The organism is Thiosulfatihalobacter marinus, from assembly GCF_016019955.1.
GTDB lineage: Bacteria > Pseudomonadota > Alphaproteobacteria > Rhodobacterales > Rhodobacteraceae > Shimia > Shimia marinus_A.
The window spans coordinates 65602-80971 of record NZ_JAECRZ010000006.1; the positions used below are offsets into that span (position 1 = coordinate 65602).

Sequence of the window (15370 nt, forward strand, 5' to 3'; positions counted from 1 at the left end):
TAAAGCCTCCGGCGGGGATATTTTCGGCCAAAAGAAGACCGGGGTCCGCAACTTCTTTTGGCCCCAAATATCCCGGGGGAATCGCCATAGGCGATGGGGGCAGCGCCCCCGTCATGCGCCCCGCTCCCGCAGTAATTCACGGCTGATGATATGGCGCTGGATCTCGCTGGTGCCTTCCCAGATTCGCTCCACCCGCGCATCCCGCCAGATCCGCTCCAGCGGCAGTTCGTCCATCAACCCCATTCCGCCGTGGATCTGGATTGCTTCATCCGCCACCATCGCCAGCATCTCCGTCGCCTTCAGCTTGGCCATGGCCATATCCGAATCATGCACGGTTCCCTGATCGAATTTCCACCCTGCTTCCCATGTCAGCAGATTGGCCGCCTTCAATTCCAGCGCCATATCCGCCAGCTTGAACGACACGCCCTGAAACTTGCCGATCTGCTGGCCAAACTGGCGCCGCTCGGCGGCATAGGTCAGCGCGTGATCCATAGCCCGTTCGGCCCGGCCCAGGCACGTGGCTGCCACCTGCAACCGGGTCGCGCCCAGCCAGGTGTTGGCCACCTCGAATCCTTTGTCGACCTCGCCCAGCACCGCCGCATCGGGCACGCGGCAATCGTCAAATTCCAGCACCGCGTTGCTGTAACCGCGATGGCTGACATTGCGGTATCCGTCCCGGACCGTGAACCCGGGCGTGCCCTTGTCCACGAAAAACGCCGTGATTTTCTTTTTTGGCCCGCGCGGCGTGTCCTCGATCCCGGTCGCCATGAATACGATGACAAATCCCGCAATATCCGCATGGCTTATAAAGTGCTTGGTGCCATTCAACACCCAGTCACCACCCTGGCGCCGCGCGCTGGCTGTCATGCCGCGCAGGTCCGATCCCGCATCCGGCTCGGTCATGGCAAGGCAGTCCCAGGTTTCGCCCTTGATGCAGGGGACGAGATATTTTTCCTTTTGTGCGTCGGTACCGGCAAGAAGGATGTTGGACGGCCGCGCCACCGCCGTCCAGTGTAGCGCGTAATTCGCGCGGCCCAGCTCTTTTTCATACAGCAGCCAGCTCAGCGTATCGAGCCCGGCGCCGCCCATTTCTTCGGGCATGTTGGCCGCATACAGCCCAACCGCCTTGGCCTTTTGCTGAATCTCCCTGACAACGTCCATGTCCAGATGTCCGCTGCGTTCGATCTCGGCCTCATGCGGATACAGCTCGGCCTCGACAAAGGCGCGCGTGGTGTCCACGATCATCGCCTGCTCTTCGCTCAACCCAAAATGCATCGCGCCCTCCCTGCGGAAACGCCGCCAGTACATCCGGGATTGACGCGGAACTTCATGCAAGAATAGCCTATGATCATGCAGATTTGGTCAAAATCCATGCCTACCCAGCAGATCGGCGTGCTTCTGTTCAATGGTTTTTCCAACCATTGTCTGGCCAATACGGTCGAACCGCTGCGCGCGGCGAACACATTGTCAGGGCGCGATCTCTATGCCTGGGAATTCCTTGGCCTGGAGGACGGCACCGTAACCAGCTCCAGCGGCTTGCCAGTGACACCACACAGGCGGGTCAACGCGGCCACCGGGGATCTTTTGGCGGTGATGCCGTCTTATGGCTTCCGAGATCTGGGCGGCTGGCGGACACAGTTCGCCCTGCGCGCGGCCTCACACCGGTTTGCCGCGCTGGCCGGACTGGATACCGGCAGCTGGCTGTTGGCCGAGGCCGGATTGCTGGACGGGCACGCCGCCACGATCCACTGGCAGGAGCTTACACCTTTTGCAGAACGCTTCCCCGAGATTGACGCTCGTCGGGAACGGTTCGTGATCGACGGCCCGCGCATCACCTGTTCCGGGGCCATGGCGGCCTTTGATCTTGTCCTGCACCTGATCGGGCGGGACCACGGGCAAGCGCTGGCCCTGGATGTGGCTCACCTCTTCATGACTCGCAACAGCGCCCGCAGCCACGAGGGCGGCGCCGGACCCTCCGCCAAGGCCGTCAACCGTGCGCTGGCCTTGATGCAGGAACATATCGAAACCCCACTGCCGATATCCGCTTTGGCGCGGCGGGCGGGGTGCACACAGAAGGCTCTCGAAACCCGGATGCGCGCGGAACTGGGGGCCACCCCGGCCACCGTCTATCGACGCCTGCGCCTGACCCATGCGCGCAAACTGGTGGCAGAAACCGATCTCGGCATTGCCGAGATTGCCCTGCGCTGCGGCTATGGCGACCCGGCCGCCATGACCCGCGCCTTTCGAGCCGAGTTCGAAACCACCCCGCGCGCCCTGCGCAGTCAGGTCGCGTAATCCGATCCGTCACTGTCCAGAATTGCCTTCAGCTCTTCCAGGTGACGCTCGCTCAGATCCGGGTACATCTCGATCTCCCGCGCCGTCTTCTCGGCGACCTCGTCGGACAACACGCGCAAGGCCCGCCCAGTCTGCAAGGCCCGGATGTAGGTCTCGGCAGCGCGTTCGAAATAGTAGAGCCGGTTGAATGTCTCGGCCACGGTTTTTCCCAGGATCATGACGCCATGATTGCCCATGATCATGACCGTCTTCCGAGGGTCGCTCAGCATTGCCGCACAGCGTTCGCCTTCACGCTCAAAGGCCAGCCCACCGAACTGGTTGTCCACCACCGTGCGGTTGAAAAACATCGCCGTATTCTGATCGATCGGCGGTAGTGTGCTGTCTGCCAGAGACGCCAGAACCGTGGCAAAGATCGAATGCACATGCATGGCACAGCGCGCATGCGCACAGTGGCGATGCAGCGCACCATGCAGGCCCCAGGCGGTCGGATCAGGCGCGTTCGCCCCTCCGAGGCAAGCGCGATCATTGGCATCCAATAGCAGCAAATCGCTGGCCCGGATTCGACTGAAATGCACCAGGTTCGGATTCATCAGAAACCGCGTTCCATCCTCGCTCACTGACAGGCTGAAATGATTGGCCACCGCCTCGTGCAGGTTCAGGCGCGCCGCCCACCGAAACGCCGCAGCAAGGTCAATCCGGTCCTGCCAATGCTCCATGTTCGGCTTGGCTTCTGTCCTTTGCATCGATCGCTCTCCTTTCGAACATTCGCGCCGCGCCACCGCCCACGTCACTCTACAGACCCGTTCGCGAAAAGTCGCGGTCAAGTGCTCCCGCCATCTTCGGCGCCTTGCGGCGCCTGCCAGATGTTGGGCGTGGCTCAGCAAGCTGAGCCTATCTCGAGTATTTTTGGAACAATGAAAACGCGAAGGGCCCAGGCTTTCATTGTTCCCAAAATACTCCGGGGGAGGCGCAGCTCGCTGCGGCGGGGGCAGCGCCCCCATTCAGAGCGGGCGGCTGGGCACCCAGGCATACCCGTTTTCGCATAGCAGGTAGCATTCGCGCAGCCCGTGCGGCTTGTCCGTCGGTGCCTGCAACAGATGCATTCCCGCGGCCTTGCCGAGGCTGGCTGCCTCATCAGGGTCGGTATCAAATAACCGGATCTCGATCCCCGCCCCGCGCGCGCCTGTTTCGGGCAACAGGCCATGCAACGGGTTGGAATGGTAGGTGCTGTCATTGTGCAACTGAAACACCTGTGCGCCATAGGTGACAATCGCGAAATCCGCGGTCACCTGATGGGCTTGCATTCCGAAAACAGTCTCTAACTTGGCGCAAAGTGCGTGCACGTCGCGCACCAGCAGGTTCAGCCCGATGCCGCGGAGAGACCTGCCACAATCCCCGGCGCCGACGGTTTCAAAATCCACCTGAAACACCTTTCGCAAAAGCTTCATTATCGACGAGCTTGAACACCGCCCACACCCATGTCAACGTGAACCATGGAGCGAACACCTTTCAGAACATGGGCCGAAACGGCCCCCCGCCTTGTCGCCGTTGCCGCAGGTCGCGACGCTGCCGACTCCGTTATTCGCAATGGCCAATGGGTCAACGTGCATACGCGCGAGATTCTGCACGATCACGACATCGCCATGGCCGAGGGCCGCATCGCCTATGTCGGCCCCGATGCCGCGCATTGCATTGGCCCCGACACCGAGATCATCGAGGCAAACGGCCGGTTCATGATCCCCGGCCTGTGCGATGCACATATGCATATCGAATCCGGGATGCTCACCCCGGCGGAATTTGCCCGCGCGGTGATCCCGCATGGCACCACCACCATGTTCACCGACCCGCACGAGATTGCCAATGTCCTGGGGCTTGAAGGCGTGCGCATGATGCATGACGAGGCGCTGATGCAGCCCGTCAATATCTTCACCCAGATGCCGTCCTGTGCGCCCTCCGCGCCCGGGCTGGAGACCACCGGTTATGAAATCGGGCCCGATGACGTGGCCGCGGCGATGGGCTGGCCGGGCATTGTCGGGCTGGGCGAGATGATGAATTTTCCCGGCGTGGTGAATGGCTCGCAACAGATGCTGGCCGAAATCGCCGCCACCCAGAACGCCGGCAAGACCGTGGGCGGCCATTATGCCAGCCCCGATCTTGGCCCCGCCTTCCACGCCTATGCCGCCGGCGGTCCGGCCGACGATCACGAAGGCACCAGCGAAGCCGACGCCATTGCCCGTGTGCGCCAGGGAATGCGCGCGATGATGCGGCTGGGCAGCGCGTGGTACGACGTCGAAAGCCAGATCACCGCCGTCACCGAAAAGGGCCTTGATCCGCGAGGCTTCATCCTGTGCACCGATGATTGCCATTCCGGCACCCTGGTCAATGACGGGCACATGAACCGCGTGGTGCGCCACGCGATTGCCTGCGGCTGCGATCCGGTCGTGGCACTGCAAATGGCCACGCTCAACACCGCCACCCATTTCGGGCTGGAACGGGAACTTGGCTCAATCACACCCGGTCGGCGCGCCGACGTGATCCTGACCTCCGATCTGACAACGCTGCCCATCGAACATGTCATCGCCCGTGGCCAGACCGTGGCGCGGAATGGCAAGATCACCGTGGACTGTCCGCATTACGCCTGGCCCGATCATGCACGCCAAACCGTGCGGCTTGGCCCTGACCGCACAGCCACCGATTTCGACATCCCCGCCCCCGAAGGCGCAACCGGGGTGATTGCCAACATCATCGGCGTGGTCGAAAACCAGGCCCCGACCAAGGCCCTGACCGCCACGGTGCCCGTGCGAGGAGGGCGCGTCGCGCCCGAGGAGTTGCCCGCCGGAGCCGACATTTGCCAGATCGCGCTGGTCGAACGCCACCGCGCCACGGGCGCCACGGTCAACGCGCTGGTTTCGGGCTTTGGCTATTGCGGCAACATGGCGATGGCCAGCACCGTCGCCCATGACAGCCACCACATGATCGTGGTTGGCACCTGCCGCGAGAACATGGCCCTGGCCGCCAACCGGCTGGGCGCGGTGGGCGGCGGCGTGACCGTGTTCCGCGACGGGCAGGAGAATGCGCTGGTCGAACTGCCCATTGCCGGCCTGATGTCCGACAGCCCGGCACAGGACGTGGCGGCCAAGGCAGACAGGTTGGGAGAGGCGATGGCGGCCTGCGGCTGTGGCCTCAACAACGCCTATATGCAACATTCCCTGCTGGCGCTTGTCGTCATCCCCGACCTGCGCATCTCTGATCTCGGCCTGGTCGATGTCACCAAATTCGAACTCACCCCCGTCATCAAGGCTGTCCAATGACCCCCCAGCATATCCCCGTGCTTTCCCCCGACGTGCCGGCCCCGCGCAGCTATACCGACGCGGCCGAGGCCGTCACCCGGCTGATCGAACTATACGATACCGCCATCGCCTTTCTGTGCGATCAATTCCGCGCCACGCTGCAAAGCGGCCCCGAAGGCCACCGCGTGCGCGCCTTCTACCCGGAAATCCGCATCACCACGACCAGCTTTGCCCAGGTCGATTCCCGCCTGTCCTACGGCCATGTGGCGGAACCGGGCGTGCACGCGGCCACCATCACCCGGCCCGATCTGTTCCGCAACTACCTGACCCAGCAGATCAGGCTGCTGCTGGACAATCACAATGTCCCGGTCACGATCCGCGCCTCGGAAACCCCGATTCCGGTGCATTTCGCCGTGTCTTCGGAAACCGATCTGACCGTTCCCCAGGAAGGCGCCACCGCCTTTACCCTGCGCGACATCTTCGACGTGCCGGACCTGTCGACAACCAATGACGACATTGTCAACGGCATGTACACCCATGACGAAAACGGCATTGGCCCGCTGGCGCCATTCACCGCCCAGCGCATCGACTATTCGCTGGCCCGCCTGTCCCATTACACCGCCACCGACCCGCGGCATTTCCAGAACCACGTGCTGTTCACCAACTACCAGTTCTACGTGACCGAATTCGAATCCTACGCCCGCCAGGTGCTGGCCGATCCCAAGTCGGGCTATTCCAGCTTTGTCAGTACCGGCAACGTGGAAATCACCGATCCCGAGGCGCCGATCGCCCCGGTCGACAAGCAGCCTCAGATGCCCACCTATCACCTCAAACGCCCCGACGGGTCGGGCATCACGCTGGTCAATATCGGCGTCGGACCGTCCAATGCCAAAACCGCAACCGATCATATCGCGGTGCTGCGCCCCCATGCCTGGGTCATGGTGGGCCATTGCGCGGGCTTGCGCAATTCACAGTCCCTGGGGGATTTTGTCCTTGCCCATGCCTATCTGCGCGAGGATCACGTGCTGGACGATGACCTGCCTGTCTGGGTGCCGATCCCGGCCCTGGCCGAGGTGCAGATCGCGCTGGAACAGGCGGTGGCCGACGTGACCGACCTCAAGGGCTACGATCTCAAGCGCGTCATGCGCACCGGCACCGTCGCCACCATCGATAACCGCAACTGGGAACTGCGGGAACATACCGGCCCGGTGCAGCGCCTGTCGCAATCGCGCGCCATCGCCCTTGACATGGAAAGCGCGACCATCGCCGCCAATGGCTATCGCTTCCGCGTGCCCTATGGCACGCTGCTTTGCGTCAGCGACAAACCGCTGCACGGCGAATTGAAGCTTCCCGGCATGGCCTCGGACTTTTACAAAACCCAGGTCGCGCGCCACTTGATGATCGGCATTCGCGCCATGGAAACCCTGCGCGAGATGCCGCTGGAACGCCTTCACAGCCGGAAATTGCGCAGCTTTGACGAGACCGCGTTCCTTTGACCCGGCGGAAACCCGGTAAAAACTGGCCAAAAACCCCTTAAAAGGACTGTTTTTTGGTACACTATTGATTGTGTTTACATACCATATCCCGTTAAATGCCCGCCACGAGGCCCAAGAAATCGGGCAGACCAAGGAGACCTGAAAATGGCAAAACCGATGACCAAGACCCAACTCGTTGCCGCTCTGGCCGAGGAAATGGGCTCTGACAAGAAATCCGCAGGCGCCGCCCTCGAAGCCGTGTGCGCGCTGATCACCCGCGAAGTATCCGCCGGCGGCGCTGTGACTCTGCCCGGTGTCGGCAAGATCTACTGCCGCGAACGCCCCGAGCGTATGGTGCGCAACCCCGCCACCGGCGAACAGATCAAGAAAGAGGCCGACAAGGTGGTCAAGATGACCATCGCCAAGGCGCTGAAAGACAGCGTCAACGGCTAAGCCTTGCCTTGACGGGAAACAAAAGGGTCGCCCTCGGGCGGCCCTTTTTTGTTTGCGCCTTGCGTGCGCCCGCCTCCTATCGCCCTCCCTGGGCGCCGGTCCAGTCCCGCAGCGCGGCAATGTCGTCGATCTCGATCTCGCGCATCGCGCTGCGCACCCCGGCCCGCTTCAGCCGCGCAAAGGCGCGCGACAGGCTCTCGGGCTTCATGCCCAGCATCCCGGCCAGAACCACCTTGCCGAACGGCAGCGCAACATTATGCGCGTCGCCGGTCTCGTCGGACAGTTTCAGAAGAAATTCGCCCAACCGTTGAGTCGCGGTCTTGACCTTCAGCGCCTCGATCTGCGCCGTCATGGCGTCCATATGTAGCTGTGCCGCCGACAGAACCGCCGCCGAAATCTCGGCACGCGCATTGGCACAGAAACAGATGTCGGTCAGGTTCAGCAACAACAGTTCGGCATCCGTCACCGCCTCGGCGGAACTGGCGCTGACACCGCCCAGCAAAGCCGAAACCTCGTCAAAGCTTTCCCCATTGCCAAGGGTGTTGACGACGGCCTCATGCCCGTCTTCGCTCACCCGGAACAGCTTGACCCAGCCGGATGCCACGATCTTGAGTGTCCCCGCCGGTTCACCTTGCAGGCCCAGCAGTTCGCCGCGCGCCATGTTGCGCCGGCGCGCCCGGCTCAGCAGACAGTCGCGCACTTCGGGCGTCAGGGCGCCAAGAAGCCGACATTTCGCAACAATTTCCGAATCAATTGATGTCATGCCGTGCGTGCTCTCCGTTCAACTTACGGCAGTAATAAGGTGTGCGCGAGATGTTGAAATTGAGCCAGATCAATGTGACGAAAATTCGCACCAGCCCCGAATCGGCAGAAAATGGCCGATCATGTCGTGGGCAACGTCCGACCGTCCAGAAAGGTCTGGACCTCTATCGCATAGCCGTTCGGATCCATACAGAAGAATGAATAGATCGCGAACCGGTCCAGCCGCTCTGGCGCGCCCCTGGTGGGTGCCCCGGCGGCCACAATGCGCGCATACCACGCGTCCACCGCGCCGATACCGTCCACAAGGATCGTGATCATGCCGCCCTCGGGCTGCACCACGCGGTCCGCAAACGCCCGGCACACCCCGATGAACGCGCCCGGCGCGGTCTCAAGGATCACCGCCGCCCCGGCATCGCGCGCCACGCTCAGCCCCAAAACGTCGCGGTAAAAGGCAACCGTGTCCGCAAGCTCCCCGGTATAGACCCAGGCGATTTGCCCGATCGGGGCGCTCATGCCAGCCGGCTCACGCTGCGCCCGATAAAGATCGCCACGAACATCGTGCCCGCCACGGCCTGAAGCCCGGTCAACATGCGCGGCAGGTCGGCCGCCGGGCTGATCTCGCCATAGCCCACCGTCGTCATGGTGATCATGCTGAAATACATGAACACCCCACGTGTGTTGTCGCCCACAGTGTCGGGCAGGTTGAACGACCCGGGCGAGACCGCCTCGATCCGCCAATAGATCAGCCCCCAGATCACCGCCATCAGCAGATAGCTGAACACGCCGCTGGCCAGCCGCTCGTATTCCGCGTGAACCGGTGCGAACAGCTGGCGAAACCCGATGATCATACAGCCAAACAGCAGCACCGCGCCGGTCGTCACCATCAGCACATTCACCTGCGGGCCGGGCCGGACTTCGCTCAGTACCACCAGCACGAACCACACCGCCACGGGCACGGCCATCACCGTGCGCAACCACGTGCGCCGGTCGGTCGCGCCAACCACGCCCAGAAACAGCAGGCTGTTGGCCACAAGGGTCAGCTGACCCAGCCGCGGCAGCCGGTTTTCAAATCCGCTCATCCCGATCAGGAACACCAGGATCGTCAGCAATATGGTCCATCGATTATTTGCCAGCAGCATGCCGATTGTCCGATCCCGCATTTTTTCGGTTCCCCCTCAACAAGTTGTCATGCCAAACTGGCCCGGAATGGCCCGCGCCGAGGAGCACCCTAGACGCAAGCGGCCAGACAAGGGAAGGTTATTTGAGCATGAATGAACTTAACGAAAGACGCATTATCGATCTCGGGATACGCCTGCTGTTTCTGGCACTGTTCCTGTATGCCGCAATCGCCATTGTCGCGCCGCTGGCCGGGATCGTGCTTTGGGCCGTGATTCTGGCGGTCGCGGTCTATCCGGTCTTTGACTGGCTGGCCCGTGTGCTGGGCGGGCGGCGCGTCTGGGCCGCCACCCTTCTGGTGCTGATCGGCCTGGCCTTTACCATCGGCCCGCTGGCCGCCTCTGCGGTGGCGCTGGCCGAATATGTCACCCGCCTTACCCAACACGTCGCCGACGGCACCTTTCGCCTGCCGCCCCTGCCCGACAGGTTGGACAACTGGGAGGTCATGGGCCCCAAAATCAAGGAGATCTGGGCCCTGTTCGACACCAATATCGGCGTCGCCATGGACAAGTACGGATCGGTCCTGATCAATCTTGGAACGGCCGTTCTGACCCGCCTGGCCGGGCTTGGCATCGGGCTGCTGGCCATGGCGCTGTCCGTGATCGTCATGGGGCTGTTGCTGTTGCCCGGGCCGGTTCTGGGCAGGATGGCGCGCAACTTCGGCAATCGCGTGTTTGCCCCCAAAGGCAGCGAATTTGTCGATCTGGCCGCCGCCACCGTTCGCAACGTGTCGCGCGGCGTGCTGGGCGTGGCCGCGATCCAGGCGTTTCTGGCCGGGGTGGTGATGTTCCTTTTCGGTGTCGAAATGGCCGGCCCGCTGGCGCTGATCTGCCTGATCCTGGGCATTGTCCAGATCGGCCCCGCGCCGGTCATCCTGCCCGTGATCCTCTGGGCGTTCTCGTCCATGCCGACCGGCCTGGCGATCCTGTTCGCCGCCATCATGATCCCGGTCATGATCATGGACAATTTCCTGCGCCCGATCTTTATCGCGCGCGGCCTGCAAACCCCGATTGTCGTGATCCTTGTCGGGGTGATCGGCGGCGTGCTGTCGGCAGGCATCGTCGGGATCTTCATAGGCCCCGTGATCCTGTCGGTATTTTATGAACTGGTCATGGCCTGGATGAACACCGATCTTGCCTCAGCTCCGACAGACCCCAAGACAAAAGACGCAACCGGAACAACCCCATGAAAAACGCCTTCTGGACAACCCTTGCCATCCTGGGCGTGATCCTCGGCTGGTACCTGGCTGCCGACCGGATCACACCCTTTACCAGCAACGCCCGCGTCAAGGCGATCATCACCCCGATCACGCCACAGGTTTCCGGGTCTGTCACCGAAATCCGCGTCAGCAACGGACAGATCGTCGAGGCCGGCGCCGTTTTGGCGGTGATCGATCCGCGTCCCTATGAAAACCGCCGCGACAAGGCGCGGGCCGATCTGGCCAGCGCCATTCAGGATGTGGGCGCCGGGTCCGCCGGCGTGGAAAGCGCCCAGGCCATGTTGTCTCGGGCGCAGGCCGATCTGGAGACCGAGAAACTCCAGGCAAGCCGCGTCTTCGAACTCGAGGCAAAGGGGCTGATCGCCGTGGCCAAGGCCGACGAATCCCGCCGCCGCCTGTCCGAACGCGAGGCCGATGTCGAACGGGCCCAGGCCGATCTTGAAAGCGCCAAGGCATCCTTGGGCAGCGTCGATCAGAACAACCCGCGCATTCAAAGGGCGCTGGCAGATCTGGCCGATGCGGAACTGAAACTGGGCTGGACGACCCTGACCGCCCCGGCGCGCGGCGGCATTTCCGATCTTGATATCGCCGCGGGCAGCTATGCCAGCGCGGGCAGGAACCTGATGACATTCATCGATGCCAATAATGTCTGGGTCGAGGCCTACATGACGGAAAACAATCTGGGCAATGTCGATATCGGCGATCCCGCTGACGTGGTGCTGGACATGCATCCGGGGCGCGTCTTCAAAGGCAAGGTTGCCAGCTTCAGCGGCGGCAGTTCGGACGGCACCTCCACCAAACCCGGAGAACTGGCCTCGGTGCCGCGTGCCGCCGGGTGGCTGCGCACACCCCAGCGCCTGCCGGTGCGCATCGTGCTGCCCGGCTATACGTCAGGGGACGAGACCGATGATGTGCGTTTCAACGTCAACGGGCAGGCGGATGTGATCGTCTACACGAACGACAACGTGCTTCTGAACACGCTCGCGCGCGCCTATATCCGCGTGGTATCGTGGTTCTCCTATGCCTATTGACGCCGACCTGACGGCCGCCACCGGGCCGATGCCGGATATGCCCCCGCCGGAAACCGTAGCGCGCGCGGCGCTCTCGCCGGCCGCCAACCGGCACGGGCTGCGGCTGGCGCTGGGAACCAGCGCAGCCTTTGCGCTGGCTCTGGTGCTGGGCTGGCCGCTGGCCACCTTCTCGGCGGTGTTCGTGGCGTTGTTCCTGCAAGGCCCCGCCGCCATGCCGCCACCCGCCTTCTGGCGCCTGTTCCAACAGGCGGTGGTGTTTCTCGCCGCGTCGTGGCTGGTGTCTTCGGTGCTGGCGGCCTACGCGGTGCCACTGCTGATCGCCATTGCCCTGGCCGTCGCGATCAGCTTTCGCTGGTCCACCACCGGGGCGGGAATGTTGTCTGTCGTGCTGGCGCTGATGGCATCGCTGATGATCCCCAACCTGGTGATCACCTCCAAGGATCTCACGCTGATCCTGGTGATCTGGATCCCGGCGAACCTGGCGGTGGCCTGGCTGTGGACCGTGTTCCTGTTCTGGCTGTTGCCCGCAAGCACCGGGCCCGCCGCGCGGGCCGCCGCCGCGGCAGCGGCGGGGCCCCGCCCGGATCCGGGCCGGCTGGTTTTGCGCATGTCGCTGGTCACGATCCCCTTTGCCATGCTGTTTTTCCTGTCGGGTAGCGGGATGCTGATCACCCTGTTCTTCGTCGCCATCCTCTCGATGCAACTTGCCGCCGCGCGTGGTGCCGGGCCCGCGGTGGCCAAGGGAATGCTCAAGGCCAATCTGATCGGCGGGATCGCCGCCATCATCGCCTACGAGATCACCGTGATCGCGCCGCTTATGCTGGTGGCGATGCTGGCGGTCACGCTCGCCGCCCTGACGCTGGCCCGCTGGTTCGTGTCCGAGCACGCCGATTCCGCGCTGGCCGGCAGTGCGCTGACCACGCTGATCATCGTGTATGGCGGCGCCATTTCCCCGTTTACCGGTGACGCCGATGTCAAGATGCTCGATCGGCTCTGGCAGGTGGGTTTCGCTCTGGGCTTCGTGCTGCTGGCCTATCTCGTGGTCGACGCCCTTGTGCCCCTGGACAAGGGCACAAACGCCCCGCCGCGCGGGTTGCGGGCGCTGGTCCGCCGCCGCCGGGCACAACGCGCGCGGCCTTAACTGACGCGATTTCGCCGTTTCGCCGCGAACCGTACCGTTGCGATACCGACGTAATACCGACGCGATGCCGAAACCGGTTTCCCCGCCAATTCAACACATTAACCGTGATTCGGGCGCGGATCAGACGCCACCCCATTGCAGCCGCGCGGCCGTTGCTGTTACATCGCGGCAATTACTTGTCATGTGAAAGGTCTGCGCGATGGATGTTCGGGCAATCGCCATGGGGCTGCTCTTTGCCTTCATCTGGTCCTCGGCCTTCACCTCGGCCCGCATCATCGTGGCCGACGCGCCGCCCTTTGCCATCTCGGCGATCCGGTTTGCCATTGCCGGGCTGATCGGTGTCGCCATCGCCCGCGCGCTGGGGCAAAGCTGGCATCTGACCCGCGCGCAATGGCGCGCCACGCTGATTTTCGGCCTGTGCCAGAACGCGCTGTATCTGGGCCTGAATTTCAAGGCGATGACCACGGTGCAGGCGTCGCTGGCCTCGATCATCGCCTCGACCATGCCGCTGATCGTGGCCTTTCTCGGCTGGGCCGTGCTGCGCGAACGCCTGCGCCCGATGGCGGCTTTTGGGCTGATCCTGGGGTTTGCCGGGGTGATCGTGATCATGAGCGGGCGGATCGAACAAGGTGTTGATATTACTGGCGTTCTGCTTGGGGTGATCGCCGCGCTGGCACTGGCTGTGGCCACGTTGATGGTGCGCAGCGCCTCGTCAGGCGGCAACCTGATGATGATCGTCGGCTTGCAGATGTTCGTTGGCGCGGCGGTGCTGTTCGTCGCCTCGTTGTTGCTTGAAACCTGGACCTTCAACTGGAACTGGCGCATGGGCACGGCGCTGATTTATACCATCCTCGCGCCCGGCCTTCTGGCCACCTGGGTCTGGTTTACGCTGGTCGCCCGCATCGGCGCGGTCAAGGCGGCCACCTTTCATTTCCTGAACCCGTTCTTCGGCGTCGCCGTGGCTGCCGTTGTACTGGGCGAAAGCCTTGGAATGATGGACATAATCGGGGTCGCCGTGATCGCCGCCGGCATCCTTGCCGTGCAATTGTCCAAACAGACCGGTTCGCGCACACCCGGCCCCGCCCGCTAAGGCAGCCCGGCCTTGCAAGCCCGGATATTGCCGATTTCACCCCCGGCGCGGTGTTGGCATCGCGTCCGGCTCGGTGAACGCCACGCCCGGCAACAGCGCGTGCAGCCCCGCCGCGTGGGCGCGCTGACCCTGCGCCATGACCCCCAACAGGATAAGCGCAACCAGAAGCAAAGCCTTGAGATTGTGGAAATTCGCCATCGTGACACTCCCTGTGTTCAGGCTGCACGCCGCCATCGCCCGGCGCAACGCCCTGTCATCAGGTTTCACGCCATGGTGAACGGGATTTACCACACGGCCCTGCCGCGCTAGCGTCGCGCCAGATGCACAAGGTTTCAGCCCATGAAAATCGCCATGTGGAGCGGCCCCCGCAACCTGTCGACCGCGATGATGTACAGCTTTGGCAACCGGCCCGATTGCGCCGTCGTGGACGAACCGTTCTACGCCGCCTACCTGCACCGTACCGGCATAGATCACCCGATGCGTGATGACATTCTTGCCAGCCAGCCCACCAGCGCGCATCAGGTCGCCGCAGGGCTTGTCGGCCCCAATCCGGCGGGCAAGGATCACGTCTATCAGAAACACATGACCCAGCACATGGTGCCCGGCGTGCCGCGCGGCTGGATGCGCGACGTGGTCAACGTGTTCCTGATCCGCCATCCGGCCCGCGTGATCGCCAGCTATGCCGCCAGGCGAGAGAACCCGGTTCTGTCCGATATCGGCTTTGCCCAACAAGCCGATCTGTTCGATCTGGTGCGGGGCTGGGGGCAGTCACCCATCGTGATCGACAGCCATGATATCCTCGAGAACCCGGAAGCGATGCTGCGCGCGCTCTGCGTCGGGATCGGCCTTGATTTCCACCCCGCAATGCTTGACTGGCCCAGGGGTGGCCATGCCGATGATGGGGTGTGGGCATCACATTGGTATGGGGCTGTCCGGGATTCGACAGGGTTTGCCGGCGCCGAGGGGCCGTTGCCCGAGGTGCCGGACCATCTGCGCGCCGTTCTGGACGCGGCGCTGCCGTTCTATGAAACCCTCAAGGCGCATAAACGCGTGCCGTGGGCCTGACCAGAGCCGGTTCCGTTACCCCAATAGCTTGCCCAGTTTCATCGCCACCCCCATGTCGCCGGATACTTTCAACTTGCCCATCATCACGCCGGTCATCGGATTCAGCTTGCCGGTCAACAGCTTGACAAGATTCTCTTCGCTGATGCGGATCGTGCAATCCGTGTCCTGATCACAGGTGGTGGCGGTGCCATCGGCCAGCACCACAACCCCGGCATCGCCACAATCGAATTTCAGCGATCCGTCGAAACGTTTCGTTTCCAGCGCCTCGCGCATCCGCGCCACAATCTGTTCCAGCATGTCACCCCCTCAAAACGAACCTGCCCGCCATTTGCTAGGCGGGCAGGTCCAAACTCACAATGATGACGTGGCTTCC

At 63.1% G+C, this 15370-nt stretch carries 17 protein-coding genes; 9 read left to right on the forward strand and 8 right to left on the reverse strand.

What is annotated here, in order from left to right; translation table 11 throughout:
• Positions 1–111: 111 nt before the first annotated feature.
• Positions 112–1275, reverse strand: a complete 1164-nt coding sequence (locus I3253_RS10680; protein ID WP_197917652.1) for an acyl-CoA dehydrogenase family protein — start codon at positions 1273–1275, stop codon at positions 112–114.
• Positions 1276–1350: 75 nt separating this feature from the next.
• Here I3253_RS10680 and I3253_RS10685 point away from each other — a divergent pair, with 75 nt between their 5' ends.
• Positions 1351–2295 carry a GlxA family transcriptional regulator gene (locus I3253_RS10685; protein ID WP_197917836.1) on the forward strand — a complete coding sequence of 315 codons (945 nt, stop codon included), beginning with the start codon at positions 1351–1353 and terminating at the stop codon, positions 2293–2295.
• Here I3253_RS10685 and I3253_RS10690 read toward each other — a convergent pair.
• Both I3253_RS10690 and I3253_RS10695 read right to left on the reverse strand, forming a co-directional pair.
• The gene (locus I3253_RS10690) at positions 2283–3038 is read right to left on the reverse strand and encodes a class II aldolase and adducin N-terminal domain-containing protein (protein WP_197917653.1); all 756 of its coding nucleotides are present in this window, start codon (positions 3036–3038) and stop codon (positions 2283–2285) included. The two genes, I3253_RS10685 and I3253_RS10690, sit on opposite strands and share 13 nt — an antisense overlap.
• A 258-nt stretch (positions 3039–3296) precedes the next feature.
• Positions 3297–3743, reverse strand: a complete 447-nt coding sequence (locus tag I3253_RS10695) for a VOC family protein (RefSeq protein WP_197917654.1) — start codon at positions 3741–3743, stop codon at positions 3297–3299.
• Between the two features lie 45 nt (positions 3744–3788).
• Between I3253_RS10695 and ade the strand changes: the two genes are divergently transcribed.
• From ade to I3253_RS10710, 3 genes are all read left to right on the forward strand, one after another.
• Positions 3789–5606 carry an adenine deaminase gene (gene ade / locus I3253_RS10700; protein ID WP_197917655.1) on the forward strand — a complete coding sequence of 606 codons (1818 nt, stop codon included), beginning with the start codon at positions 3789–3791 and terminating at the stop codon, positions 5604–5606.
• Positions 5603–7081 (forward strand): AMP nucleosidase, encoded by a 1479-nt coding sequence (locus I3253_RS10705; RefSeq protein WP_197917656.1) that lies wholly within the window; start codon positions 5603–5605, stop codon positions 7079–7081. Before ade ends, I3253_RS10705 begins: the two co-directional genes overlap by 4 nt.
• Positions 7082–7225: 144 nt before the next feature.
• Entirely contained in the window at positions 7226–7513 is a 288-nt protein-coding gene (locus tag I3253_RS10710) for an HU family DNA-binding protein (RefSeq protein WP_058238617.1), read from the forward strand.
• A gap of 76 nt (positions 7514–7589) precedes the next feature.
• On the opposite strand, the gene I3253_RS10715 is transcribed toward I3253_RS10710, so the two are convergent.
• The 3 genes from I3253_RS10715 to I3253_RS10725 all read right to left on the reverse strand — a co-directional run bounded on the left by I3253_RS10715 (position 7590) and on the right by I3253_RS10725 (position 9414).
• Entirely contained in the window at positions 7590–8276 is a 687-nt protein-coding gene (locus tag I3253_RS10715; RefSeq protein ID WP_197917657.1) for a Crp/Fnr family transcriptional regulator, read from the reverse strand.
• Positions 8277–8395: 119 nt separating this feature from the next.
• Positions 8396–8788 carry a VOC family protein gene (locus I3253_RS10720; RefSeq protein ID WP_197917658.1) on the reverse strand — a complete coding sequence of 131 codons (393 nt, stop codon included), beginning with the start codon at positions 8786–8788 and terminating at the stop codon, positions 8396–8398.
• Positions 8785–9414 carry a potassium channel family protein gene (locus I3253_RS10725; RefSeq protein ID WP_232272144.1) on the reverse strand — a complete coding sequence of 210 codons (630 nt, stop codon included), beginning with the start codon at positions 9412–9414 and terminating at the stop codon, positions 8785–8787. The genes I3253_RS10720 and I3253_RS10725 overlap by 4 nt, the downstream gene beginning before the upstream one ends.
• Positions 9415–9542: 128 nt before the next feature.
• Between I3253_RS10725 and I3253_RS10730 the strand changes: the two genes are divergently transcribed.
• The 4 genes from I3253_RS10730 to I3253_RS10745 all read left to right on the forward strand — a co-directional run bounded on the left by I3253_RS10730 (position 9543) and on the right by I3253_RS10745 (position 13932).
• The gene (locus I3253_RS10730) at positions 9543–10640 is read left to right on the forward strand and encodes an AI-2E family transporter (protein ID WP_197917660.1); all 1098 of its coding nucleotides are present in this window, start codon (positions 9543–9545) and stop codon (positions 10638–10640) included.
• Entirely contained in the window at positions 10637–11701 is a 1065-nt protein-coding gene (locus tag I3253_RS10735) for an HlyD family secretion protein (protein WP_197917661.1), read from the forward strand. Before I3253_RS10730 ends, I3253_RS10735 begins: the two co-directional genes overlap by 4 nt.
• On the forward strand, positions 11691–12842 hold the full coding sequence (locus tag I3253_RS10740; RefSeq protein ID WP_197917662.1) for a DUF2955 domain-containing protein: 1152 nt from the start codon (positions 11691–11693) through the stop codon (positions 12840–12842). The genes I3253_RS10735 and I3253_RS10740 overlap by 11 nt, the downstream gene beginning before the upstream one ends.
• Before the next feature lie 199 nt (positions 12843–13041).
• Positions 13042–13932 carry a DMT family transporter gene (locus tag I3253_RS10745; protein WP_197917663.1) on the forward strand — a complete coding sequence of 297 codons (891 nt, stop codon included), beginning with the start codon at positions 13042–13044 and terminating at the stop codon, positions 13930–13932.
• Between the two features lie 36 nt (positions 13933–13968).
• Here the strand turns inward: I3253_RS10745 and I3253_RS20450 are convergent, their stop codons facing one another.
• Positions 13969–14223 (reverse strand): hypothetical protein, encoded by a 255-nt coding sequence (locus tag I3253_RS20450; RefSeq protein ID WP_232272145.1) that lies wholly within the window; start codon positions 14221–14223, stop codon positions 13969–13971.
• Between the two features lie 48 nt (positions 14224–14271).
• Between I3253_RS20450 and I3253_RS10755 the strand changes: the two genes are divergently transcribed.
• A complete protein-coding gene (locus I3253_RS10755) occupies positions 14272–14997 on the forward strand; it encodes a sulfotransferase-like domain-containing protein (RefSeq protein ID WP_197917665.1) in 726 nt (241 codons plus the stop codon).
• A gap of 15 nt (positions 14998–15012) precedes the next feature.
• On the opposite strand, the gene I3253_RS10760 is transcribed toward I3253_RS10755, so the two are convergent.
• Positions 15013–15294 (reverse strand): SCP2 sterol-binding domain-containing protein, encoded by a 282-nt coding sequence (locus tag I3253_RS10760; protein WP_197917666.1) that lies wholly within the window; start codon positions 15292–15294, stop codon positions 15013–15015.
• Between the last annotated feature and the right edge of the window lie 76 nt (positions 15295–15370).